At 37.9% G+C, this 24,283-nt stretch carries 23 protein-coding genes; 4 read left to right on the forward strand and 19 right to left on the reverse strand.

The annotated features are described in order from the left end of the window. Positions 1-47 precede the first annotated feature (47 nt). Together DEU39_RS09680 and DEU39_RS09685 are read right to left on the reverse strand one after the other, a co-directional pair. Entirely contained in the window at positions 48-539 is a 492-nt protein-coding gene (locus tag DEU39_RS09680; protein ID WP_120231783.1) for a DNA-deoxyinosine glycosylase, read from the reverse strand. Between the two features lie 150 nt (positions 540-689). Continuing rightward, on the reverse strand, positions 690-2,684 hold the full coding sequence (locus DEU39_RS09685; protein WP_120231784.1) for a S9 family peptidase: 1,995 nt from the start codon (positions 2,682-2,684) through the stop codon (positions 690-692). A 205-nt stretch (positions 2,685-2,889) separates the two neighbouring features. On the opposite strand from DEU39_RS09685, the gene DEU39_RS09690 reads away from it, so the two are divergent. Beyond that, positions 2,890-3,756, forward strand: coding sequence for a chitobiase/beta-hexosaminidase C-terminal domain-containing protein (locus DEU39_RS09690; RefSeq protein WP_120231785.1), 867 nt, complete (start codon positions 2,890-2,892; stop codon positions 3,754-3,756). Between the two features lie 49 nt (positions 3,757-3,805). Here the strand turns inward: DEU39_RS09690 and DEU39_RS09695 are convergent, their stop codons facing one another. The 3 genes from DEU39_RS09695 to DEU39_RS09705 all read right to left on the reverse strand — a co-directional run bounded on the left by DEU39_RS09695 (position 3,806) and on the right by DEU39_RS09705 (position 5,178). Further along, the gene (locus DEU39_RS09695; protein WP_114821738.1) at positions 3,806-4,150 is read right to left on the reverse strand and encodes a phage holin family protein; all 345 of its coding nucleotides are present in this window, start codon (positions 4,148-4,150) and stop codon (positions 3,806-3,808) included. A 117-nt stretch (positions 4,151-4,267) separates the two neighbouring features. After that, on the reverse strand, positions 4,268-4,690 hold the full coding sequence (locus tag DEU39_RS09700) for a PaaI family thioesterase (RefSeq protein ID WP_062672074.1): 423 nt from the start codon (positions 4,688-4,690) through the stop codon (positions 4,268-4,270). A gap of 122 nt (positions 4,691-4,812) precedes the next feature. Next, entirely contained in the window at positions 4,813-5,178 is a 366-nt protein-coding gene (locus DEU39_RS09705; RefSeq protein WP_228436728.1) for a GMC oxidoreductase, read from the reverse strand. Between the two features lie 358 nt (positions 5,179-5,536). Between DEU39_RS09705 and DEU39_RS09710 the strand changes: the two genes are divergently transcribed. Then, the gene (locus tag DEU39_RS09710; RefSeq protein ID WP_120231787.1) at positions 5,537-6,388 is read left to right on the forward strand and encodes a helix-turn-helix domain-containing protein; all 852 of its coding nucleotides are present in this window, start codon (positions 5,537-5,539) and stop codon (positions 6,386-6,388) included. A gap of 193 nt (positions 6,389-6,581) precedes the next feature. Continuing rightward, positions 6,582-7,073 (forward strand): hypothetical protein, encoded by a 492-nt coding sequence (locus DEU39_RS09715; RefSeq protein WP_120231788.1) that lies wholly within the window; start codon positions 6,582-6,584, stop codon positions 7,071-7,073. A 536-nt stretch (positions 7,074-7,609) separates the two neighbouring features. Here DEU39_RS09715 and DEU39_RS09720 read toward each other — a convergent pair. From DEU39_RS09720 to DEU39_RS09790, 14 genes are all read right to left on the reverse strand, one after another. Further along, positions 7,610-9,736, reverse strand: a complete 2,127-nt coding sequence (locus tag DEU39_RS09720) for a type IA DNA topoisomerase (RefSeq protein ID WP_120231789.1) — start codon at positions 9,734-9,736, stop codon at positions 7,610-7,612. A gap of 404 nt (positions 9,737-10,140) precedes the next feature. Continuing rightward, the gene (locus tag DEU39_RS09725) at positions 10,141-10,869 is read right to left on the reverse strand and encodes a M17 family peptidase N-terminal domain-containing protein (protein ID WP_120231790.1); all 729 of its coding nucleotides are present in this window, start codon (positions 10,867-10,869) and stop codon (positions 10,141-10,143) included. A gap of 268 nt (positions 10,870-11,137) precedes the next feature. Beyond that, the gene (locus DEU39_RS09730; RefSeq protein WP_120231791.1) at positions 11,138-12,505 is read right to left on the reverse strand and encodes an alginate export family protein; all 1,368 of its coding nucleotides are present in this window, start codon (positions 12,503-12,505) and stop codon (positions 11,138-11,140) included. Further along, entirely contained in the window at positions 12,502-12,933 is a 432-nt protein-coding gene (locus tag DEU39_RS09735) for a DoxX family protein (RefSeq protein WP_120231792.1), read from the reverse strand. The genes DEU39_RS09730 and DEU39_RS09735 overlap by 4 nt, the downstream gene beginning before the upstream one ends. 178 nt (positions 12,934-13,111) lie before the next feature. Further along, positions 13,112-14,884: an amidohydrolase gene (locus DEU39_RS09740; RefSeq protein ID WP_120232231.1), complete on the reverse strand. Its 1,773-nt coding sequence runs from the start codon at positions 14,882-14,884 to the stop codon at positions 13,112-13,114. Between the two features lie 59 nt (positions 14,885-14,943). Beyond that, positions 14,944-15,633: a hydrolase gene (locus DEU39_RS09745; protein ID WP_110010611.1), complete on the reverse strand. Its 690-nt coding sequence runs from the start codon at positions 15,631-15,633 to the stop codon at positions 14,944-14,946. 40 nt (positions 15,634-15,673) lie between these two features. Then, positions 15,674-16,549 (reverse strand): pirin family protein, encoded by an 876-nt coding sequence (locus DEU39_RS09750; RefSeq protein WP_120231793.1) that lies wholly within the window; start codon positions 16,547-16,549, stop codon positions 15,674-15,676. 190 nt (positions 16,550-16,739) lie between these two features. Continuing rightward, entirely contained in the window at positions 16,740-17,324 is a 585-nt protein-coding gene (locus DEU39_RS09760; protein ID WP_120231795.1) for a Crp/Fnr family transcriptional regulator, read from the reverse strand. A 10-nt stretch (positions 17,325-17,334) separates the two neighbouring features. Continuing rightward, positions 17,335-17,646 (reverse strand): hypothetical protein, encoded by a 312-nt coding sequence (locus DEU39_RS09765; RefSeq protein WP_110010608.1) that lies wholly within the window; start codon positions 17,644-17,646, stop codon positions 17,335-17,337. 272 nt (positions 17,647-17,918) lie between these two features. Next, a complete protein-coding gene (locus DEU39_RS09770; protein ID WP_120231796.1) occupies positions 17,919-19,529 on the reverse strand; it encodes a Na+/H+ antiporter in 1,611 nt (536 codons plus the stop codon). A 123-nt stretch (positions 19,530-19,652) separates the two neighbouring features. After that, the gene (locus tag DEU39_RS09775) at positions 19,653-20,273 is read right to left on the reverse strand and encodes an alpha/beta hydrolase (protein WP_120231797.1); all 621 of its coding nucleotides are present in this window, start codon (positions 20,271-20,273) and stop codon (positions 19,653-19,655) included. Positions 20,274-20,278: 5 nt separating this feature from the next. Further along, a complete protein-coding gene (locus tag DEU39_RS09780) occupies positions 20,279-21,232 on the reverse strand; it encodes a ring-cleaving dioxygenase (RefSeq protein ID WP_120231798.1) in 954 nt (317 codons plus the stop codon). A 182-nt stretch (positions 21,233-21,414) separates the two neighbouring features. Then, a complete protein-coding gene (locus DEU39_RS09785; protein ID WP_120231799.1) occupies positions 21,415-21,711 on the reverse strand; it encodes a GNAT family N-acetyltransferase in 297 nt (98 codons plus the stop codon). Positions 21,712-21,770: 59 nt separating this feature from the next. Then, entirely contained in the window at positions 21,771-22,703 is a 933-nt protein-coding gene (locus DEU39_RS09790; RefSeq protein WP_120232232.1) for a ring-cleaving dioxygenase, read from the reverse strand. 573 nt (positions 22,704-23,276) lie between these two features. On the opposite strand from DEU39_RS09790, the gene DEU39_RS09795 reads away from it, so the two are divergent. Then, positions 23,277-24,272, forward strand: coding sequence for an EamA family transporter (locus DEU39_RS09795; protein WP_120231800.1), 996 nt, complete (start codon positions 23,277-23,279; stop codon positions 24,270-24,272). Positions 24,273-24,283: the final 11 nt, after the last annotated feature.

Below are 24,283 nucleotides of genomic sequence, written 5' to 3' on the forward strand. Positions count from 1 at the left end.
CTCACTCTCAAACCCTGTCATTCCAAAACTCTCAAATTCTCCCACACTCAAACCAAAAAATCCAGTATTTTCCTCCACTCTTCCAGCTTTTTTTCAAAGGAAACGGTATGAAGCGGACTTGTAGAAGGCAATAAAAAAATGGGAAGTTTATAATTTTTCCCCAACAACTTTTGTAAGTTTTTGTAAGACTTTCCGCCATTGCAGAAAATAGCTTTTACATTCGGATGTTTTTCCAACAGTTCAGCAATCTGATTGGCTTCTTCGTTCCTGATTTCAGAATCCAGACTTCCTTTTCTCTCGCAGGAATCAATGACATCCCACAGGGCAATATGATGTTTCTTTATCGTTTCAATTCTTTGTGTGTAATCATCAGTAAATTCTTCCTTCAGTAATTCAAAAATGATTTTCCAGAATTTATTTTGCGGATGGGCATAATACTGCTGTTTTTCCAGTGATTTCACTCCGGGAATTGATCCTAAAATCAGAATTTCAGACTGAGCGTCAATAATGGGTGGAAATGAAGAAATACGCTTTTGCATATTCAAATATAAAGATTTAATTTATTTTAATTAGGCAGGAAACCGGGAGCCTGAAGAAGGAAGTTATTGAGGTTTTGGCTAAAGTCATTGTTTTTTTAATTAAAAAAAACGGGCTAAAGCCCGTTTCTATTGATATTTTATATTGTTTGTCTACAAAGTTTCCTTCAGCCAGTCAAAGAATTCTCTCTGCCATACCAATCCGTTTTGTGGATGAAGTACCCAGTGGTTTTCGTTTGGGAAGTACACCAGTTTAGATTTTAATCCTCTTAATTTTGCAGCCTGGAAAGCTTCCTGACCCTGCTCGTAGGGAACACGGAAATCAATTCCTCCCTGAACAATCATGATCGGCTTGTTCCACTTTTCTACGAAGTTGCTTGGATTGAATTCTGTGTATGCTTTTGGAAGTGGTTTTTCCCATGGAGAACCAAGATCCCAGTTGGCAAACCATAGTTCTTCGGTAGTCAGATACCATGATTTCATATCAAATAAACCATCATGAGCTATAAATGTTTTGAATCTGTTCTCATGGATTCCGGCCAGCATAAATACACTGTATCCTCCGTAACTAGCTCCTACAGCTGCTACCCTGTCACCGTCCACGTATGGTAAAGTTTTCGCAAAGTCTGTTGCTGCCAGATAATCTCTCATTGGCTGTCCGCCCCAGTCTTTTGAAATTTCTTCGTTCCATTTTGTTCCCCAGCCCGGCATTCCTCTTCTGTTTGGAGCTACTACGATATAATCGTTAGCTGTCATAAGAGCAAAGTTCCATCTTACACTGAAATATTGAGTAAGTGCAGACTGTGGTCCACCCTGGCAGTATACCAAAGTAGGATATTTTTTGTTCGGGTCAAAGTTCGGTGGATAGTGGAACCAAACTCCCATTTCTTTACCGTCTGAAGTTTTCACCATTTTAAGTTCAGATTTCCCCTGAGCCAGCTTAGCATAAGTTTCCTTGTTGGCTTCAGTAACCTGCTTCATTTCTCCATTTTTAACGTTTACAGAGAATAATTCTGTGGCATGGTTTACGTCTGTTCTTCCTACCAGAAGTGAAGTTTTATTATCTGTAAAGATTTCGTTAACGTCAAAATCTCCTTTGGTGATCTGCTGTACTTTTGCTGATTTTGAATCCAGCGAGAAAAGCTGTTTTGTACCTCTGAATGCCGCTGTGAAGTAGATTGTTTTTGAATCTGCTCCCCAAAGTACATCTCCTGAAACACTTTCGTCCCAACCTGAAGTAAGGTTAGTCGTCTTCCCTGACTTCCAGTCTAAGATTTTCACATCATTTTTATCTGCTTCATATCCGTCTCTGGCCATACTCTGCCAGATCAGAGATTTTCCGTCCGGGCTGAATTTTGGGTTTACATCATATCCTTTGTTGGATTCCGTAAGGTTTTTGGTAGTACCTGATGCCAGATCATAAGCAAAGATATCGGTATTGGTACTTGTAGCATATTCTTTACCACTTTTAGGTTTTGTAACATATAAAAGCTGTGCAGAATCCGGGCTCCAGATAAAATCTTCAGCACCACCGAAAGGTCTTTGCGGAGAATCCCAGGTTTTTCCTTCCAGAAGATCTTTCGCTCCTTCTACTTTATCGGCTGTATTCACTACAAATACATGGTTGTACTTACCTTCATTGAAGTAATCCCAGTGTCTGTGGTTCAGGTCTGTGTATACCTGAGCCGTTGTTTTAGGAGTATCACTGAATTTATCTTTTCCCATTACTTTTTCAACCAATACCTGCTTGCTGAAAGCAATTTTCTTTCCGTCAGGAGAAATTACGATATTATCTGCTTCACCAATGGTATAAAATTCTGTCCAGGTTTTTCCGGCATCTTTAGAAAGATAGATTTTATCTCCTTCCTGAGCATAGATCCCGTTTTTATCCCACTGAATAAGGGCTTTTTTACCGAAATCAATTTTGGAAGACTGGTTATTAAGAACATTCAGAAAATAGTTTTCATTTTTCGTTTTCTCTGTTTTCAGGTCTACCTGCCCTACTTTATAGATAAGAGAACCCTGATCTGGTGAAACTGCCTGTACCCCAACTTTTTTCAAAGTCCAAAGAATTTCAGGCGTCATTACTTGTTGTGCATTCATTAAAAGCGGAGCTGCCAAAGCCAGCAGGCTGTACTTAAGTTTCATATGTTGATATTCATTTTTAACGGATGTACAAAATCAGTTGATTTCCTACATCCTTTTATTAAATTCAAAGATTGCCAAAGTTAATATTTAAAATAAAAACGGACGAAAGAATTAACATTAAGTTTTTAAAGTTGATAAATAATTGATTTATGTACGGCAAAAGTTTACTAGTTTTACAAAAGACTAAACTAATACCCATTTTTCTATGAAAAAATTTATACTTTTTTCTTCACTCTGTGTATCTTCATTCTTTTTTTCACAGCTTACGATGAGCCCTTTTCCCAATCATTATTATAATCCTTATCAGGTCACAATTAATGGAAACGGGACTATTTATTACACCACTGACGGAAGCACTCCGACGATTAGTTCTTCCTCTGCCGTAAATAATGTTCAGATTTCTATTGATCAGAATAAAGAGATCAAGGCATTTCTTGTTAACGGACAAGGAAGTTCTTCTCCTGTAATCAGTAAAAAGTATTATACAGGAAGTATTCCTACTGCTGCTATTTATTTTAAAGCACCTTCCACATGGGCATCAGGAAGCTGTGTAATGGTTGATATGGTCAGTCCCAATTCTATAGACGGATTTGCAATCGATACATTCTGGCCCGGAGTTGTAATGCAACCTGCCGGATGTGAATCATGGTATAAGACTACGAGAGATTTTGAAAGTGCCAATGTCCGTTTTAATAACTGTACTCTATTTGAGAATATTCCTGCTACCATCAGTACCAATCTGATTCCGATGGGAAGTACTTTGTATTATGATTTTACAGATGGAGTAATAACCACTCCGCCTTCATGTTTATTTTTAATATCTAATGAATCAGTCTCTAAAAATAAAAGCGTTTTAATCAAAGTTTATCCGAACCCTGTTTCAGATATTTTAAAAGTAAATACTGACCGGAACTTCAACGAATATGAGATTACAGATGTGAATGGAAGGGTGATTTTAAAAGATCAGTTTATGAAAGAAATTTTAATTAGTCAGCTTATCTCAGGAAATTACTTTTTAAAGCTTAAAGATTCGAAAGGAGACCTCGTGTTACTGAAGTTCATTAAAAAATAAAGAAATCCGCTCGTTGAGCGGATTTCTATTTTGATCTTTATGATTTTAATTAATCTCCATCTGAGAACATTGAATTCGCCAGAGAAGTTACAATTGATAATAATATACTGAAGATAAATGCCCACCAGAAGCCATCTACAACCATACTGTCTATGAAATAGTCTGCAATAAGGACAATTGCGGCATTAATTACCAGCGCAAAGAATCCTAAGGTAAGAATAGTCAGCGGAAGGCCAAACAGACTTAAAATTGGCTTTACAAATATGTTAAGAACCCCAAGCACAATCGCAAAGATGATGGCTGAAGAAAATCCTTCAAACTGTACTCCCGGTAAAATTTTAGTTAAAAGATAAGCAACAATTGCTGTAATAAAAAGTCGGATAATTAAGTTCATTGTGATATTTTTTAATGTTTATGGGGTTTGTTGAGCAAAAGCTATTCCATTCCGAAAAAAAAATGCTTTGAAACCCTTTATTGAAGGAATATCTTGTCTTTTATTTCTCTTAATTTCTTATTTTATTTTCATCATCGTTACTAATGAAGTGGCTACATGACTTTCAGAATCAGAACCTTCGGTCTGGACATAGATTTCCGTTCTCACCACAACAATTTTCCCTCCCCCTTTGATAACATAGGATTTTGAAATCAAAGCATCACCCATTGCCGGACGAAGGTAGTTCACTTTCAATTCAACGGTCACTACATAACAGTCTTCCGGATAATGGCTCACAGCGGCATATCCTGAAGAAACATCCACCAGAGAGGCGATCATTGCGCCATTGAACATACCTGCTTTTCGGGTCATCATTTCCATCTTAGGGATCTTCATCGATATAAAATCAGTTTCTACTTCCAGCAGTTCTGCTTTATAGAATTTCAAGGTTTCCGAGCGGCTGAAGCTGTCTGTAATGAGTTTCTTTTTTTCTGGTGTCATGAATTTTATTTTAAACAAAGGTAAGCGCTATAAAGTTTTTGATCTCAATGATCTTTCAATTTTTCATTAAAAAGCCGCTCCATGCATATGAAACGGCTTCTTTTCAAGGTTTTAAACCCTTCTTACACAACAAACGATAACTTTTCAGATAAACCTGACACTTTCAGATGATGATCTTCTCTGATCATATCGGCTTCTTTTTCACCAATCATAATGGTAGGTGCGTTGGTATTTCCGGAAACCACATCCGGCATAATCGATACGTCAGCTATCCTTAATCCTTTTATTCCATATACTCTCAGTCTCGGATCTACTACAGAAAGGCTGTCGATTCCCATTTTACAGGTTCCGGTCATATGATGATAGGTGGAACATGATTTTTTGATATGATCTATCACTTCCTCTTTTGTTTTTCCCATTTCGCGGCATATTTCAACACATTGATAAAGGGCTTCCAGATCGGATTCTTCAGAAAGAATCCTTTTCAATCTGAGAGATCTGAACTGGAGCTGGCTATGATTTTATGTAAGCATCATGAGGAGATTAAAAGCGATGTGGATGGCTGGTATGAGAAGTTATTCCGGTAAAACTACCTGTCAAAAAAAGTGTAAGGCCGGATTTCTTCGGAATGAAATTTACGACGTTTAGTTTATTCGTACATAATGTCGTTTCGTAAGAATCTCTGGATAGATAGGTTGGAAAACGCAAAGTCGCCAATTGTCGCCAAACTATTTGTTTTTGAGGCGTTAAGATTTGATCTCCGATAAAATATAATATTGCTTTACATTTACAAAAAAATTTATTTAACTTTCCTATTATTGAATTCAAAAACTCACGTACTCCATTATGCTGAATGATTACAAAAAACACGAATTGTTTGGGAAAACCCTGATACAGAAAATTGATATATCAGGGTCCTTCAGGTATGATTTTCCGGTTTCGGAGCAAGCCTGCTTTCTGTATGTGCTTAAAGGTGATTTTCAGTACAAAACAGAGGAACAGGAGTTTGATGTTTCTGCAAATTATTCTCTTTTTCTGAACTGTATCAGCTCCGGAAAACATATTCAGAACTCAGCGTCAGAAGATCATTGTGAGATTGTGATCGTTACGTTCTATCCTGAAATCCTGAAAAAAATCTATGACAGAGAATTGCCTTTATTACTGCAAAAACCTTCCGATATCGTTTCAAATAAATCCAATGAGAAAATAAACAATGACTTTCTGATTCAGAAGTACGTAGAAGGGCTGCTTTTTTATTTTGAAAACCCTTCCCTCGTTAATGAAGATATATTGGTTCTAAAACTCAAGGAAATCATTTTGCTGTTGGCTCAGTCACAGAATGCTAAGGCCGTTCAGCTGATCCTGTCACAGCTTTTCTCTCCCACCACTTATTCTTTTAAGCAAATCATTGAAGCGAATTTATTTTCACAGCTAACAATCGAACAGCTTGCTGAGCAAAGCAATTTAAGTGTATCATCTTTCAAAAGAGAATTTGCAAAACTTTACAACGATACCCCCGCCAATTATATAAGAAACAAAAAACTGGAAAAAGCCGCCGAATTACTTTTAATATCCGATGAACGCATTACCGATATCGCGTTCGAATGCGGATTCAACGATCTGGCCACTTTTACCAAAAACTTCAGCGATAAATTTCATATAACGCCCTCCAATTACCGCCAGGAACGGAAAGGATGATAATCGTACCTTTTTAAAGATTATAAATGTATTTCCTGTTTTGATAAGGAGTTCTTTTTTGAACCAAAATCCCAAATTCTTGAACTAAATCACAAAATCATTTCTGTATTTCTATCGCAAATTTGTACCGTCAGTTACAGGGAACAGTAATATACCTGCAGCTTATAAGTATCAATTTTAAAATACAATCAATATGAATCTATCAGGTTTAGGAATTTTTCACACTATTATTGGCGTAACAGCTCTTATTGGCGCAGTGATAGGATTTATCAGATATGGTAAAATCAATCTGGCTCAGCCGTCAGGAAAAGTCTATTTTTATGCGACGGCCGTCACTTCACTTACAGCATTAGGTATCTCCAAAAACGGAGGTTTTAATGCAGGACATGTGTTCTCATTATTTATCCTTGTTTTGATCACTGTGGCCTATTTTCTTTTTTCCAATAAAAAAGAAAGTAAGAAAGCCCGGTATTTTGAGAATTTCCTGTTGTCATTCAGCTTTTTTCTGTCGCTTGTCCCAACTGTTAACGAAACATTCACACGGGTTCCGATTGGACATCCTTTGGCCAAAGATATCAAAGATCCGATCATTGGGCAGACTCTTCTTGTTATTTTACTGCTTTTTATTGTTGGATCTGTTTTTCAGTTTATCAAACAGAAAAGAGAGAATGTTGAAGTTTCATGATGACACGGTATTTAAGAAACTGTAAAACCACCCCGTCAAAAATTCTTTGAATTTTGGCCACCCCTCCACTGGAGGGGAATTTTTACGTCTTTAGTTGGGGTATTTGTAAATAGGATAACTATTCTAATTCTAAAGATAAGTGTATGGTTGGCTTCCGCTGAATGACAAATACAACGTTTTGCTTGTCCGTACACTTTGTCATTCCATAGAATCTATGTATAGATGGGTTGGAAAACGCAAAGGCGCAAGTTTGGCTCCTAAGTTTTATATTGTAAGACGCAAGGATTTTATCTCCGATAAAATGTGATAACATCAAAAGCTGAATCACCTATCTGCGCCAAGTTCATGCAATTATTTTATTATCTTTGAGAGAATGTTTATCTCATTCCATTATGTATAGCGTATACAAAAAACTATTGCGTTTGGCTGGGAGTCAAAAGGCCACGGGTTCGAATCCCGTATTCTCCACTTGATAATTCTACTTAGTTTATTTTTTCCAAATGGTAGTTGATAATTTGGACCAAGTATACTATTGATTAGCTCAATTGTACCTGGAAATCATCACTTAAAGTCAAAACACCTTCTGTGATTGCTTCCGGGTGGGTAGAGAAGCCTTTTAATTTTGAAGTTTTTCCTTTTAATACCAAATCTAAAAGTTGTTTATCGGATAGTTTCTTGCCGAAGATTTCGAACGTAATTTTAAAACCGCAGTTTTTGAAATCGGAGCAGCCTACGGCGGTTTTTCCTTTGATCAGATTATGTTCTTTACATTTCGGGCATTTCGTTTCTTCCCAGGACTGAAGTTCTTTTTTCTGCGCAGGTTCTCTTTTTTTCTTCTCCTTGACTTCTTCTTTTTCTTCTTCCTGGAGGGTAATTACTTTTCCTTTTCCGTACACCACTTTTTCAGTGAGTTCTGTCACCATCTGAATCAGTTCTTCTTTGAAAAGATTAGCTTCATACTCTCCTTTTTCAATTTTACGAAGTTTGGATTCCCATTCTCCGGTCAGTTCCGGGCTTTTTAACAGTTCGTCTTCAATGGTATCGATCAGCTGGATTCCGGTTTGGGTAGCGATCAGATTTTTTCTTTTCTTCTCGATGTATTTTCTTTTGAAAAGGGTTTCGATGATGTTGGCACGCGTGGATGGTCTTCCGATCCCGTTGTTTTTCAGCATTTCACGCAATTCTTCATCTTCAACCTGTTTTCCGGCAGTTTCCATCGCTCTCAGCAGTGTTGCTTCGGTGTAAGGTTTTGGAGGCGTCGTTTTCCCCTGGTGGATCATCGGATCGTGGGGCCCGGTTTCTCCTACAGTAAATTCAGGGATGGTTTGTTCTTCCTCTTTTTCTTTTTCCTTATCGGTGGTTTCTTCTTTAGGTTCTTTGGCGTAAACTGCTCGCCATCCTGCTTCAAGAACCTGTCTTCCGCTGGTTTTGAAAGGAATGGTTCCTACTTTTCCTTCTACCAAAGTATTGGAAATTTTACATTCCGGATAGAATACTGCTATAAAACGTTTTGCAATCAGATCATAAATCAGTTTTTCTTCTCTGCTCAAATTCTGAGAAGGCGGAATTTCCGTAGGAATGATCGCATGGTGATCGGTTACTTTGGTATCGTCGAAAACCGCTTTTGATTTTGGAATCGGAGCTTCCAGCAACGGAGCAATCAGATCCTGATACGGATACATTTTCTGAAGAATTCCTGCAATTTTCGGATATAAACTGTCTGATAGATAGGTCGTATCCACACGAGGATAGGTTACGTGCTTCTTTTCGTAAAGACTTTGCACATAGTTCAAGGTATTTTCTGCTGAATACCCGTATTTTTTATTGGCTTCTACCTGAAGTCCGGTCAAATCGAAAAGCCGTGGATTTTTTTCTTTTCCTTCTTTAATTTCGAAAGAAACGATCTCAAAAGGATTTACTTTAAGATATTCCAATCCTTTTTCTGCACGTTCCAACGTTTTTAAACGGTCAATGGCTGCATTGAAAATCACGTCACGGTATTTGGTTTTCAGTTCCCAATACTCTTCCGTAGTAAAGGCATCAATTTCTTTCTGACGCTGCACCAGCATGGCGAGTGTAGGGGTCTGCACTCTTCCAATGGAAAGAACTGCTTTATTTCCCCCAAATTTTTTCGTAAAAAGTCTCGTAGCATTGATTCCCAATAACCAATCTCCTATGGCTCTAGCATTTCCGGCCAGATAAAGGTTTTTATAATCTTCTGCCGGTTTTAAACTGGCAAATCCTTCTTTAATAGCATCTTCCGTTAGTGAAGAAATCCATAAACGCTGAACCGGTTTGTTGCATTTTGCTTTCTGCAATACCCAACGCTGAATCAGTTCTCCTTCCTGCCCGGCATCCCCGCAGTTAATGACCTCATCACATTCTTTAACTAATTTTTCAATGACTTTAAACTGATTTTCAACACCTTTATTATGGATCAGCTTGATTCCAAAGCTGCTGGGAATAATCGGCAGTGAAAAAAGGTTCCAGGATTTGAACTGTGGACCGTAGTCGTGTGGTTCTTTTAAAGTACAAAGGTGTCCGAACGTCCATGTTACGCGATAGCCGTTTCCTTCCATATAGCCTTGTTTAGGCGTGGTAGCGCCCAATACTTTGGCGATATCTCTGGCAACACTGGGTTTCTCGGCAATACATAATTTCATGAACTCGGGTTTATTGAAGGAGTGCAAAAATCGGGATTTTTTTTGACTTTGCAAATTTCGTTGAATGTTGAGGTCTTAGCGTTGAGAAAGAGTAAATTACGTTTTGTTCTATAAAAGGAGTAAAGTTTTACAATATATTTTCACGCAAAGGTTATTGGATTCTATTATTTATTTGAGGGAGCAAAGAAATGCGGCTAAAGTCGCTGATGAAGCAGAAGGATAATCCATAAGCTTGGAAAGAATCAATTTCATTGATTCCATCTTTGCTCTCTTAAAATTTAAGGGAATATATATTCAACTTTGCGTTTAACAAATTGCTTTTTAGATATATAATCGTAATTATTTTTATACAAAAAGCCCTCTAAAAAAGAGGGCCGGATCAACAATGTAATGAAACTAGTTCATTATTTCTTTTTTACTTCTGAAATGGCATCGGAAATTCCTCCGCCTGCGGTTTCAAAGAAGGCAGGACCAGCCAGAAGGTATACTTTTTCTAATTTTTTGGTGGTGGATAATTTGTGTTCTTTCAGGTAATTTTCAGAACGGTTGGCATGTACGATTCCTCTTACTACATTTCCTGCTACCAAAGCGGTGGGTGAATCTATTCCGGCGTCTTTCAGATCGCTGGCGAATGCAAAATTGGTAACGCCTAATCTCATAGCTTCACGGGCTGCCACTTCGCCTACGGAAGTCATTAAATCGGGTGTGAATTTATTACGGTCACCTAAACCGATCAGCAATAATTTCTTTGCAGACATCGATCCTGCAGGAGGCGTAATTAAAATCGTTTCCAAGGAATGTCCCTGAAACTGTCCTGTTTTTCTAAGGTTGGTCAGTTCTCCTTTTAAGGCCTCATCCAGGTGAACCAATCCGTTCAATTTAGCGGGTAATGCCTGAGGACTGAAAATATCACCTTCTGTATATTCGAAAACACAGGCTACCTGAAGCTGGGCGTCAGCAGACGATGGGCCCTGTACCAATCCTATCATGGAGATTCCGTCTACGGTTCCCCAGGTTTTGGAAGTTCCGATGGCTGTTGTTTTTGCAGGAGCTGTGGTTGTAGTTTGTGCAAAGTTTAAGGTAGATAATGCTAAAGCTGCAATTACCAGTGATTGTTTTAGTGTATTTTTCATGTGATTTATTTTTTGTTGTTTGTTGTGGGTTCGGGATGCGAGTTGCGGGTTATTTTTGTTGCTGGTTTTAATTTTTGTTTGTTGGAATAACGCAAGGGCGCTAAGTTTTTTAAGGTTTATATTGTTAAGGCGCGAGTCGCTTCGCTCCGGCTAATTTTATTTCTTTTCAAAGGTAGTTTCTGTGATGGAGAGGTGCATTGATGTGGGATAATTGTTCAATTTATTTTCAAATGATCTCATTTTCAAATTTCAAATTCCTTGTGTGTGTTTAAAATTTAAATACAATTCTGGAATTGATGAAGAGTCCGCCTTTGTGGTTGTCGATTACATCGTTAATGAAAGCTCCGGTATTGAAATACTGTATTCCTGTATTAAAGGTTAAAAATGGATTGATCTTATAATTGAAACTTCCTAAAAATGCGGTTCCGATGTATCTCTTTTTTGAGTTGGAAGACGCCAGGTTTAGTGTTCCGCTGGGTCTGTAAATCCCGTCCTGGATAGAATATCTCCAGTTGAAAACTACGTCTGCCTGCACTGTTATTTTTTTACCTAAATCAATCGTTGCATAAGGATGAATATCAATTAAATTCACCGGGCCGATCTGAGGATTAAATCCAAAATAACCTCCTTTCGGATACAATGGATTGAATGTTCCCAATGTTCCATCTCCTTTATTACTGTCTCCTGAAATATAATCGTTTCTAAGGTTGATGGTCGGTTTTCCTTTTACATTTTCAAACATATATCCGATGTCTGCAGAAGCCGTCCACGCGCTGATATTTCCTTTATTAAAATTACCAAACTGGTAGGCAGCTTCAAAATTGTAAATAAAACCTCCTCCATATTTCCAGAATCTTCCGCCAAAAGTATGTCTGTTCTCATCGGAAAGCCCGTCTTCAAAACGTACATCTTTTCTGTGAATGCCTAAATAATAGAGCTCCAGATTTCCGCTTCTGGGAATAATCCATGTGTTGTAACTTCCCCAAAGGTTGATTGATTTTGAAGATTTGTTATCAAATGCTCCCGGGCTTATTTCACTGGCAGCCATCATAAAGTTATCAGATCTGAAGTTCCCTCTTTTGTACATGAATTTTAATCCATCAAAATAGAGTCTTAAATTCGGACCTTCCCTTACCGAGATCAGTCTTCCGCTTCCATAATCAAGTTCCTGTCTTCCGGCACGCACGGTCAACTTTTCTTTATCATTTTTTAAAATATCAATATCAATGAAAAGATTCTGAATATTCAAATGGTCTTCGTCAATAGGTCTCGGACCGTTCTTTCTTCCATTTTCCCATGCACTTCTCACCTGTCCGAAAATTCTTACTCTTGAGCCCAGATGCAAATCTGCATGTACACTGTATCTTTGAATCAGAAAAGGATTGCTTCCAATTCCCATTCTTCCCCAATCTTCATTATTAAAGTCTACAAATTCCAGTCTTGCTTCTCCTCCCAATGAAAGATAATTGTTGCTTTTTTCTGCAATCGGTATGTATTTGATGGAGTTGTAAAAAGTTTTTGCAGAGTCTTTATAGGAAGCATAATCTTCATCAAACCTCATCAGCTTAAACTGAGCAGAAATTTGAACGGGAATAAAAATCTGCAGCAACAGTACAATGGCGATCAGTTTTTTCATGATGATTTCTTTGTTAAATAATGATCCACCGAATATCTTCCAGCTCCCATAAACAGTAAAAACAGATAACATAAACTGTACATAAAAGGTGTATCTTTCACCAATAAAGCATCATTCCAATGAAGTATAAAATATCCTGTAAGGGTCACTGCCAGGATTGGTAATACTGCAATTCTTGTGAAAAAACCAAAGATCACAAATACCGGAAATACCAGATTGGCTGCATCAGCAAAAAGATTGTTGAAAGCTTCAGGAAGATGCAGCGGGTTGGGTACCTGCTCTGCTTCTGAAACGCCTACTCCTATTTTTTTTAATCCGTGCGCTACGATTAATTCTACAGAAAGGAAGATTCTAAAAGCTAGAAGGGCAGCATCTGTTAATTTTCTTCCGTGATTGGTATTGGTGATGATATGGATTAACTTTTTCATGATTGGAATGAATTTTTGGGTTATTGTAATATGTTAATGTTGAAGGCTTTGTGTGTAAGACCACCCCGTCAAAAATTCTTTGAATTTTTGCCACCCCTCCAAAGGAGGGGAATTTTCACCCCTTCAGTTGGAACGTTGGTTGATACTTGAATAATTAAAAACTTTTATGGCTAAAAAATTATTTTGTCTGATAGCCTCCGTAATATTTTACAGGTGACCAGTCGGGGATGACTGGAAGTGGTGCCGGAGCTGCTGTTTTGTAGGTTTCATCTCCATATACGACTTTTCCGTCTACGATCGTCAATTTTGAGGTGATGTTTTTGATGTCTTCATCATTGACTGTGAAATAATCTTTATCCAGAATGGTAAGATCTGCAAAGTATCCTTTCTGTATTTTTCCTTTCTGATAGTCTTTAATGAGTTCGTATCCTCCGTAAGTAGAAAGTGATAAAGCAGTTTTTCTGTCCAGCGTATTTTCTTTACCCATCACCTGAGTTCCTCCTATTGTTTTTCCTGTGGTGATCCAGTATAAAGCTACCCATGGGTTGTAACTTGCGACTCTTGTTCCGTCTGTTCCTAATCCAACCGGAATTCCCATTTCCAGCATTTTTTTCACCGGAGGAGATGCCAAAGCCGGCTTTTTACCATATCTGTGGATGAAGCTTTCTCCCTGATACGCCATTCTGTGCTGTACTGCAATTCCTCCGCCCAACGCTTTGATTCTTTTCATATTATCTTCGGTAACGGTTTCTGCGTGGTCGATAAACCATACTAATCCGTTCAAAGGAGTTTCTTTGTTTACTTCTTCAATGACATTTAAAAATCTGGTGATACTTTCATTATAGGTTGCATGAATTCTGAAAGGCCATTTGTTTTTTACCAGAAGACTTACCACCTCTTTCATATTTTTCTCCATCGTAGCCGGAAGTTCCGGTCGTGGGAAAAGAAAGTTTTCAAAGTCGGCTCCGTCTGATACCAGGTTTTCCCCTCCACCGTTGACATGATAATCGATTTCATTAAAATCATTATGACCATGGTCGTCAATTTCTACCATTCCAATCCATTTGGTATAATCGGCAAGCTCAGATCCTTTTTTCTGGGCAAATAAATAGTAAGGAAGACGAACGGTAATTTTCCCCTGTTTGTTCAGCTGATCTGTTGTTCCGTAGTCATCCGGAAAATTCTGGAATCCTCCACCTGCGTCCATTACTGCAGTCACTCCCAATCTGTTCAGTTCCGTCATGTATTGAAGGGTAGAATTTACTTTTTCTTCTTCTTTCAGTTCCGGAAGTTTCGCTAATGTTGAATAAAGAATAAATGCATTCGGTTCTGCCACCAATAATCCTGTGGGATCTCCGTTATTGTCTTTTTCAATTAAACCTTGAGCAGGGTTTGGGGTATCTCCATTGATATTCAGTTCTTTTAATCCGGCTTTGTTTAACCAGGCTTTTCCATAGAGATACATGATGAAAGTAGGCACATTTCCCGTAGCTTCATTAATTTCAGCCAGTGTGGGAAGTCTTTTTTCTTCAAACTGATATTCATTCCAGCCTCCAATGACTCTTACCCATTGTCCCTTCGGTGTTCTCTGAGCCTGTTCTTTCAGCATTTCCAAAGCTCTTTTTAAAGATTTCACACCATCCCAACGAAGTTCGGTATTGTAAAATCTTCCTCCTCGGATTACATGCAAATGGCTGTCAAATAAGCCTGGAATGACTCTGTTTCCTTTAGCATCAATGACTTTTGTATTGCCGTTTTTTAATTTTAAAATCTGGGCATTGGTTCCTACCTGTAAGATTTTATGGTCTTTGATGGCCACAGCCTGTACTTCCGGATTCTTATCATCCATTGTGGTAATCTTTCCATTGGTAATGATCATGTCTGCTTTCTGAGCATTCAGAATTCCTGCTGCCAAAACTGTGGAAAGGGTAAGTATATTCAGTAGTTTCATAATTTCAATATTTAAGTTTGAAGGTTTCGGCAGGCTTTCAGCCTGCCGAAACAGTCCCATTAGTGTTTTAACATTTCCTGAGCATACTGAATTCCAATACCGTAAGCTCCACCATGTTTTTTCATCAAATCATTAACCGGTTTGTATGTTTCTTTTCTAGCCCAGTCTCTCTGCAGTTCCAATACATACTGAACAGAAGTGATAGGATGTGCTCCTGCCTGAACCATACGGGTGATTGACTGATCGTGCGCTTCTTTAGAAATATCCCCAGAAGCATCTGTTACTACATATACATCGTAACCTTCGTCAATCGCTGATAATACAGGTCCTACGATACATACACTTGTCCATAATCCTGCGAAAACCAGTTTCTTTTTATTTTTTCCTGTAATGGCTTTATGGGCATTAACGTCTTCCCATGTATTCATGGTAGTTCTGTCTACATATCCGCTTGTTGCTTGCGGATATACTTCTGAAATTTCTGGAAAAACAGGTCCGCTGAATGACTTTTCTGCCACCGTTGTTACTACTGTAGGAACATTGAATATTTTTGATCCACCTGCTACCAGTGCCACATTGTTTCTTAACTCTTCCATGCTGATGCTTTTGGTTGCAAAAGCCATTTGACCTTCGTGGTCGATGAGTACTACTGCGTGATTGGTAGGATTTAATAATGATTTTCCAGGGTTTTGAGCTGATGCAGTTAATGATAATAAACCAGCTGCAAATGATAGGATTAATTTTTTCATAATAATTTAAAATTTAAGAGTTGTTATTTTTGTTTAATTTTTATAGTGTCATCGGTACGTCCATTAAAAGGATTTCTGTACCTTCCTGAAGGGTTTTGATCGTAATTTCCTGAATATCCCAGACTCCGAATCCATCTCGTTCTTCTATAATCTCACCGCCTATTTCTGCGCTTCCCTTCAAAATAAAAGCATAGACTCCGTTTCCTTTTTTTCTGATTTGATACTGTGTTTCTTTATTCTCCTCAAAAGTTCCCAGATGAAACCATGCGTCCTGATGGATCCATACACCTTCGTCATCTGCATTGGGGGAAAGAATCTGTTGAAATTGATTATGACCTTTGGTTTTATCTAATGCAATCTGATCATATCTCGGCGTCACATTTCTTTTTTTCGGATAAATCCAGATCTGAAGGAATTTTACAAGTTTATCACTGTTTTTGTTGAATTCGCTGTGCATAATTCCTGTTCCTGCACTCATGACCTGAATATCTCCGCTTCTGATCACCGCTGTATTTCCCATGCTGTCTTTGTGTTCAAGGTCACCTTCCAAAGGAATACTGATGATTTCCATATTGTCGTGAGGGTGGGTTCCGAAACCTCTTCCTGCTTCCACTTTATCATCATTCAGGACTCTCAATACTCCAAAGTGCATTCTTTCAGGATTATAATAATTGGCAAAACTGAAAGTGTGCTGGCTCAACAGCCATCCGTGATCTGCCTTCCCTCTTGTATCAGCTCTGTGGATCACAGAGTTTTCTTTTATTTTTGATTCTGTATTGGGAAGATGATTGTATCCGATCGGTTCTAGTGGTTCGATCTCATCGATGTCATTTTTCATAGCACTGGCCAAAGAAGCTGATGCTACAAACATTCCTGTTCCCAATAATCCTTTCTTTAAAAAATCTTTTCTGTCCATATCAGATTGTTATTTGTTCTTGTTTGATAGGACAAATTTAGAGAGACCGGAAACCCTGCACATTTAACTAGTTTAATAAATGACTTTTCAGCAAAAAAAAATGCCGGATACTTTTGTATCTGGCAGTATGAAGTAAATTGGATTGCTTTTTTTGAAATCTCTGCAATCTGCAAGTATAAAAAACTAAGATTTATTTCTCCTTTGAACCAAGACGCTTTCTAATGGTACTTACAAATTCTTTTGAAACTCCCAGATAAGAAGCAATATAATACTGCGCAACTCTTTGCGGAATTGAAGGATATACTTTGATGAACTCAAGGTATCTGTCTGATGCAGTCTTGGAAATGGTATTCACCAGTCGGCTTTGCAGGGTTGCCAGGTTCCTCTGAACCAGCATTCTGAAAACTCTTTCAAATTTGGGAACTTCCTGCAGCAGTTTTTCTTTTGTTGACGGGTTCAACATATAGATTTCCGAGTCTTCCAGTGTTTCAATAAAAACCTTAGAAGGCTTCTGTTCATGAAATGATGCAATATCACTGATCCACCAGTCTTCGATGGCAAACAGTAACGTTACTTCGGAACCATTATCATCCAAACAATACATTCTCACACATCCTTTATGAATATACCCTTCAAACTGGCAGATTTCTCCTTCTCTGAGCAAAACCGTTTTCTTTGGAAACGACTGGCAAACAAGCAGATCTGTAAAGGTTTTTTCTTCTTCAGGAGTGATTGAAATAAATCGTGTAATATTTTTGATGATATTTTCAAACATGGCGTCAGGTTTATCCCTGCAAATTAGGAAAAAGACTGTAAACTTCATTCTTTAAAAGTCCACTTCCTCCTCCGTAATGATCGATTACTTTAACGTCCTTATCCAAACCGGCACAGAATATTTTTATATCTTTCTCAAAATCTTCTTCCAATCCAGAGCTTAAAAGGACAATATCTACCACATTTTCTTTTATATATTCATAGCAGAAATTTTCATCACTTTGTATTTCTGCTGTCCAGCCTTCATTGTTTTCTATAATTCTTTTTAAAGTATCCAGAATTTCCTGGTTCTTTCCTATGACTAAAAAATGTAATGTTTTCATGTTGTTGAAGGTTTAAAGTTTAAAATTCAAGGTTCAAGGTTCAGAGTTTAATATTTATACTGTTTATGTAAAGGGTAAAATGACGATTTGGATTCCTGCAGAATGACATAGTGTGTGAATAGATAAAGTGCTTAGTTTTTCCATTCGTAGAAATCTAAACACTTTTACTCCCAAATGCACCCAATCAATGACCCGAATCTGGAAACCTGCTCTACCCTAACAACACTCAAACCTTACGACTCTCAAGCCCGAAACCCCATCTCGTAATATCTCTATAAATGCTTATTTCCTGTAATTTTTAATTCATTCAGATCCAGTTGTGATTCTGCTTTTCGAATCTCGTCATCACTGAAAAGTTTTTCGCGTTTCATTTTAAACAGTTCTTTTCGCTGTAAGGCAAATATCTCCAGCATTACTTTATGATATTCTGCCATATCGTTTTGCCTGTTGGTACACATTTCAATAGAATTGAGATGATTCTGGTGAAGTTTGATATCACTTTCCAGCGTATTTTTAAGATTTTCAAGGAGACTATTGCTGTTCAACACCTCATTGTATTCGTTATCAAGCCTCTGAACGGCAAGTTTATCCAGTCTCATCTGAATCCCGGCCTGCTGTTCATGGGAAGGAAGGATATGATCGATCTCCCCTATTTTTGTTAATTTAATAATCAGAGGTAATGTCAATCCCTGAAACACTAATGTCACAAAAATGACGACAAATGTGATAAAAATGATCAGATTTCTCATAGGAAACTCAGCTTGTGAATTCATCATCACCGGAATAGACAAAGCTGTTGCTAGGGAAACCACTCCTCTCATTCCTGCCCAGCCTATGATTAAAGGATTTTTCCATCCCGGACTCGGATCACGGCGGGCTTTTTCACTGAACCACCTTGGAAGGTGAGCTACGGGATAGATCCATAAAAGACGTACCACAATGACAATCAAACTTATAACCAAACCATATTTGATACCTTCCATTACTGAAATTTCACCCAATCCATTGATGATATCAGGAAGTTCAAGACCTATTAATACAAAAACCAAAGCATTCATCACAAAGATAAGCGTGTTCCAGACTCCTGTCATATTGATTCTGGTAGTTCCGGTTTTGAAAATCTCATGAGCACGGAATGACATAAACAATCCTCCACTCACTACCGCCATCACTCCCGAAAAATGGAAATGTTCTGCAGAAAGAAATAAAATATATGGCGTCATTACGGTAAGTGCCGCATCAATAGCAGGTGTTGTAGGTAAAAAACGGTGAATGGCATAAAAAATATGTGCTCCGGCAATTCCTACGACAATTCCCATTCCTGCTACCAGAAAAAACTGTCCTGTAGCTTCATGCATTGAGAAAGCACCTGTCATTACAGCGGCCAGAGCAAACCTGAAAACGATCAGTGAAGAGGCATCATTAATCAGACTTTCTCCTTCCAGTATAGCGAGGGTACGTTTCGGTACTTTTAATCCTTTTAAAACTGTTGTGGCTGCTACCGCATCCGGTGGCGAAACAATTCCTCCCAATAAAAAGCCTAAAGCCAGCGTAAATCCCGGAATCAGCATTTGTGAAGTGTAAGCAACGACCAAAGATGTAAGAAATACCAACCCAAATGCCAACAAGCTGATGGGACGTTTCCATTTCCAGAAATCATTCCATGAAGTGTACCAGGCTGCTTCGTATAAAAGAGGTGGTAAGAAAATCAGAAATATAATCTCCGGATCCAGCTTTAAAACAGGGACTCCGGGAATAAGGCTGATCCCCAATCCGGCAAGTACCAGAAAGATGGGATAAGCAATTTTAATCCGCTGTGCCAGCATGACCAGCAGCATGACCAGTAATAAAAGTCCTAATATTAAAAGTAATTGTTCGTGCATGTTTTTTGAAGTTAGATTTCAGATTCTGATCATTTATGTTTGGGCTAAAGCCAGTGGTAAATTTATTTTTTTAAAGGCGGGCTAAAGCCCGCCGTTATTGAATATATTCAAAGTTAAAAGTACTTATTTAAAGATAACCGAGTTGGCCAATTCAATTTCTTCTTCGTTAATAGAATGTCCAAAATTGGCATATACTTTTTCTGTTACCTCCGCATTCATTTCTCTTAAAATATTAGCTGTAGCATATACTCTTTCTACCGGAACATGAAAATCAGGATTGCTGGTTCCCAGGAAAACCGGAGTCCCTGCAAAATCACCTTTATAATTTTCACGGTTGATTTTATCTCCAATCACGCCACCAATAATAGCTGCCGCTCCACCGAACTTCTGAGCATTGCGGGCTAAAAATTCAAGGGTAAGACAGGCTCCCTGGGAAAATCCGAAAAAGTATATATTTTCAGGTTTTATTCCTGCATTGACGGCTGCTTTTACAGTCTCTTCAACCATTTCAAGAGCTGATGATAACCACGGCTCGTTTTGTTCCACCGGAGCTATAAATGAAAAAGGATACCAGGTGTGATTCAAAGCCTGTGGGGCTAGCAGTGCATAGTCTTTTACATTCAAATGCTGGGATAAACTCAGAATATCCTGAGCACTTCCTCCGCGTCCATGAATCATGACCAAAGCTTTTTCTGCCTGATTCAAAGGTATTCCTGCTGTTTTTATATTTAAAGTATGACTCATTATTTCTATCTGAATTTTTCTGTTGGATAATCGATTTTGGGAAGAACTTCTTTCAAACGTTCTCTTCTTTTTTCAAACTGTAGCGGCAATTGCAGATCTTCACCTAAAAATGCGGCTTCTTCATCCACGTCGAACCCTGGGCCTGAAGTTGCTATTTCAAACAAAACGCCTCCCGGTTCTTTAAAATATACGGAAGTAAAATATTTTCTGTCTTTCACTTCGGTATGTTCCAGTCCGTATGCATTCAGTCTCTTTACCATTTCAAGCTGGGACTCTGCGTCGGGAGTAGCAAAAGCCACATGATGAACGGTACCTCTTCCTCCTAAACCTTTTAAGGCATTTGGGGTAGAAAGCAGATCTACATATTTTCCCGGCATGTTGTCGGTTCCCAATCTCAATCGGTCAGGGTTTTCTTTGATTACTTTATGATCCATCTGGGTCGTCAGAAGTGCTGCTGTTCTTTCATAGGCATCCTGCCAGATTTCCACATGATGAATTCCTTTGATGGCATAACCTTTTGGAATATAACCATTGTAATATCCTTTTCTTTCGTCTTTATCATTAAAAACCAATTCCAGTCCCAGTCCGTCAAAATCTTCCAGGTAAATGAAAACTTCATCAGAAAATCTTTGCTGCGGCTGTTTGAAGGGAATATTAAACTGCTCCAGACGGTTCATCCAATAATCCAGGGCGTCTATAGAAACTGAAAAAGCAGTGGTATTAAGCATTCCTTTGCCATGTCTGCCATTAATCAGATCTTTACCATATGGAAAAGTAGTCATAATCGTTCCCGGTGTTCCGTATTCGTCACCGAAATAAAAATGATAAACATCCGAGTAATCAAAATTAACCGTTTTTTTGACTAAACGAAGTCCTAAAACTCCTGTATAAAAGTCTATATTTTCCTGTGCATTGCCCGTAATTGCCGTAACGTGATGCAATCCTGTGATAAGTTTCATTGTGATAAAATTGTTAATTGGTTATTATAATGGAGGCGAGATTTCGGGGTTCGGGATTCGAGTTGATAAGTTCGAGAATAACTTTATTCATCTTCTGTTTTTAGCTCAAGATTCTCAAACCCTCTTCCCCTCAGACTCTCAAACTCGAATCTCAAAAACCCGAATCTCGAATCTCAAACTCCCTACAGTTCTTCCTTCAACCATACATCATTAAATTCTTCCGGATGACGCTTAAACTGTGCGTGAACATAGGGACATAGCGGCAGAATCTTTAAATCGTTTTCTCTTGCGTAGGAAACCAGTCTTTCCAGTAAGATTTTGGCAAAGCCTTTTCCTTCGTATTCCGGATTTACTTCGGTATGGTAAACGGTCAGTTTTTTTCCTATAACTGAAATATCCATTTTACCTGCTTTATGATCGTCTGAGAAAAGCTGAATCTCCCCTTTTCTTCCTTCTAAAACTATTTCTGTTCTTTCCATTTTTCTTGTTTTTAATTGTTAATTCAAAATTAGCATCTTTATAAGTTCTGACCGATGACCTATGATAAGTTCGGCAATACTCCTTCTATTTTCTCACGCATTCCTTCGTATTGAACAGGAAGTTTAAGGTTTGTTCCCAACTCTTCCAAAGGCTCATCTACAGTGAATCCAGGATTATCGGTTGCAATTTCAAATAAAACTCCACCCGGCTCACGGAAGTACAGTGAGTAGAAATAATCTCTGTTGATTTTCGGAGTGATGCTTAGTCCTGCGGATAAGGCTTTCTCACGATATTCCATCAAAACATTATCATCTTTTACTCTGAATGCAATATGGTGATTGGTTCCAGCTGCATTTCTACCTGCCGGAATGGTGTCATTTTCAATAATATCAACAATATTAGCGGTATCAATAGCATCAGTTGCCAATCTGTATCTTTCTCCCTCCTGTTTCTGCAAATCATATCCTAAAATATCGGTCAGAACTTTAATGGTAGGATCTGCTTTTTTTAAGGTTAGAGTGACATTGTGAAAACCTTTTAATGCATTTTCATCTTTGATATCATCCGTGGTCCATACTTTTCTGTTGTCTTCAACTAATGGTTCTATTAACTGTAACTGAAGTCCGTCCGGATCTTTAAAAGAAATCATCTTTTCTCCGAATATTTCGCCTTCTTCCGTGGTTACATTAAGGTTTTGTAAATGGTTTTTCCAAAAGTCAAGACTTCCTTTGGGTACAGAATACCCGATATGAGTAGCCATTCCACTTCCATTGGTTCCTTTTCCTATTCCTTCCCACGGAAAGAATGTAAGAATGGTTCCCGGAGTTCCGTTTTCATTTCCGAAATAAAAATGATACGTTCCCGGATCATCAAAGTTTACGGTTTTCTTTACCAGTCTTACGCCTAAAACTTTGGTATAAAAATCTAAATTTCTTTTGGCGTTGTCTGCAATAGCAGTAATATGATGCAGACCTAAAATTCTATTGTCCATGTCTTTTAATTTTGATGCTAAATTACATTGAACAGAAATCCTGTGCATTTAACTAGTTTAATAAATGCAAAACTCTCTTTTCGGAAACACATTTAAATCATTTTTTAAACATCTCATAACCAACCTTTACACAATTCTCAAAAAATTCAATTTATTTTATGTTTTCCACAACCCCAATTACCGGTCAATTTCTATAGTATTTGAATTAAAAAGCATAAAACATTGGTAAACACTTTAAAATAATCAAAAAATAAAAACACATAAAACACTGAATTAAATACAGTTAATCCATTAACAATAATTTAATATTTAAAAAGCCTACTTTTTTAGTGGACTAATAAAAATTATATTATATATTTGCAAACGTATTCAGGAAATAAGACAAAATGAAGGCAGAATTAAAATATAATTCAATTAAGAAACATAACATCAAAAATATGATGAAGGATATATGTATGCCTATACATCAAGAATACTGTGGTTGACCTTACTTTTATTTAGATATATTTTCAAAGGCTTTACCACGTGGTAGAGCCTTTTTTCATTGAACACAACAACATTAAAAACATAAAAATGAGCAATTCTAAAAACAAATGGTTAATTCCATTGGCGTTTACAAACATCTATGTGATATGGGGAATTACGTTTTTAGCTATTTCATTTGGCTTAAAAGGATTTCCGCCATTCATTCTTTCGGGGTTAAGATTTCTGGTTGCCGGAATTCTGATGATAGGTTATCTTCTGTCTCAAGGGGAAAAAGCAAATTCTCTGATCAACTGGAAGAAAAATGCCATAACCGGTATTCTTATTCTTACCGGAGGAACCGGGCTTGTTGCCTGGGGAGAACAGTATGTAACGGCTTCCGAGGCGGCCATTTCTATTGCAACAGGACCATTCTGGTTCATTGCTATCGATAAGAAAAACTGGAAATATTATTTTTCGGATAAATTCATTCCGATAGGATTGATTATCGGTTTCGTAGGGCTGATTATGTTTTTAAAGGGCAGTGTAAATTCTAATACCCATGCATTGGCAGATGGAAACCTGCGTATTACTGCGTTTGTGGTATTAGGACTAAGCTCCATTGCCTGGGTACTCGGTTCATTATATTCAAAGAAAAATCCGGCATCCCAATCTACCTTTATGAATATTGCCCAACAGCTTATAGTAGCGGGATTAGCTTCTTTCCTCATCGCTTTTTTCAGAAGAGAATGGACTGATTTTTCAGTTTCTGCGGTTCCATTATCGGCATGGTTTGGGGTTCTATTTTTGATCTTCTTTGGATCGATAGTCGCTTATTTGTCGTACATTTGGCTTCTGTCCGTAAAACCCGCTGCTTTGGTAAGCACCCATACCTACATCAATCCTATTGTAACAGTGATTGCAGGCTGGATTGTTGCCCACCAAAGCATCAATGGAGGTCAGCTGTATGGTTTATTCATCATATTGCTGGGAGTACTTCTAACGAATGTCACCAAGTATTTCAGACTTTCAAAACGGGCCAAGGTCAAAATCAGAAGAGTAAGGAGATTTTTAAACAGAACGGGCAGAAGATATCAGCCTATTTAAAAAGTATATAA

Origin of the sequence: Chryseobacterium sp. AG363 (genome assembly GCF_003610675.1) — a bacterium.
GTDB classification, from domain to species: Bacteria; Bacteroidota; Bacteroidia; order Flavobacteriales; family Weeksellaceae; genus Chryseobacterium; species Chryseobacterium cucumeris.

Bases quoted from the DNA above. Each gene is read 5' to 3' on its own strand.
- DEU39_RS09765 (WP_110010608.1), bottom strand. From the start codon at position 17,646: ATGAAAACATTACATTTTTTAGTCATAGGAAAGAACCAGGAAATTCTG.
- DEU39_RS09695 (WP_114821738.1), bottom strand. From the start codon at position 4,150: ATGAACTTAATTATCCGACTTTTTATTACAGCAATTGTTGCTTATCTT.
- DEU39_RS09700 (WP_062672074.1), bottom strand. From the start codon at position 4,690: ATGACACCAGAAAAAAAGAAACTCATTACAGACAGCTTCAGCCGCTCG.
- DEU39_RS09760 (WP_120231795.1), bottom strand. From the start codon at position 17,324: ATGTTTGAAAATATCATCAAAAATATTACACGATTTATTTCAATCACT.
- DEU39_RS09710 (WP_120231787.1), top strand. From the start codon at position 5,537: ATGCTGAATGATTACAAAAAACACGAATTGTTTGGGAAAACCCTGATA.
- DEU39_RS09745 (WP_110010611.1), bottom strand. From the start codon at position 15,633: ATGAAAAAATTAATCCTATCATTTGCAGCTGGTTTATTATCATTAACT.
- DEU39_RS09740 (WP_120232231.1), bottom strand. From the start codon at position 14,884: ATGAAACTACTGAATATACTTACCCTTTCCACAGTTTTGGCAGCAGGA.
- DEU39_RS09735 (WP_120231792.1), bottom strand. From the start codon at position 12,933: ATGAAAAAGTTAATCCATATCATCACCAATACCAATCACGGAAGAAAA.
- DEU39_RS09775 (WP_120231797.1), bottom strand. From the start codon at position 20,273: ATGAGTCATACTTTAAATATAAAAACAGCAGGAATACCTTTGAATCAG.
- DEU39_RS09725 (WP_120231790.1), bottom strand. From the start codon at position 10,869: ATGAAAAATACACTAAAACAATCACTGGTAATTGCAGCTTTAGCATTA.
- DEU39_RS09785 (WP_120231799.1), bottom strand. From the start codon at position 21,711: ATGGAAAGAACAGAAATAGTTTTAGAAGGAAGAAAAGGGGAGATTCAG.
- DEU39_RS09720 (WP_120231789.1), bottom strand. From the start codon at position 9,736: ATGAAATTATGTATTGCCGAGAAACCCAGTGTTGCCAGAGATATCGCC.
- DEU39_RS09780 (WP_120231798.1), bottom strand. From the start codon at position 21,232: ATGAAACTTATCACAGGATTGCATCACGTTACGGCAATTACGGGCAAT.
- DEU39_RS09730 (WP_120231791.1), bottom strand. From the start codon at position 12,505: ATGAAAAAACTGATCGCCATTGTACTGTTGCTGCAGATTTTTATTCCC.
- DEU39_RS09690 (WP_120231785.1), top strand. From the start codon at position 2,890: ATGAAAAAATTTATACTTTTTTCTTCACTCTGTGTATCTTCATTCTTT.
- DEU39_RS09750 (WP_120231793.1), bottom strand. From the start codon at position 16,549: ATGGACAGAAAAGATTTTTTAAAGAAAGGATTATTGGGAACAGGAATG.
- DEU39_RS09790 (WP_120232232.1), bottom strand. From the start codon at position 22,703: ATGGACAATAGAATTTTAGGTCTGCATCATATTACTGCTATTGCAGAC.
- DEU39_RS09680 (WP_120231783.1), bottom strand. From the start codon at position 539: ATGCAAAAGCGTATTTCTTCATTTCCACCCATTATTGACGCTCAGTCT.
- DEU39_RS09795 (WP_120231800.1), top strand. From the start codon at position 23,277: ATGAGCAATTCTAAAAACAAATGGTTAATTCCATTGGCGTTTACAAAC.
- DEU39_RS09715 (WP_120231788.1), top strand. From the start codon at position 6,582: ATGAATCTATCAGGTTTAGGAATTTTTCACACTATTATTGGCGTAACA.
- DEU39_RS09770 (WP_120231796.1), bottom strand. From the start codon at position 19,529: ATGCACGAACAATTACTTTTAATATTAGGACTTTTATTACTGGTCATG.
- DEU39_RS09685 (WP_120231784.1), bottom strand. From the start codon at position 2,684: ATGAAACTTAAGTACAGCCTGCTGGCTTTGGCAGCTCCGCTTTTAATG.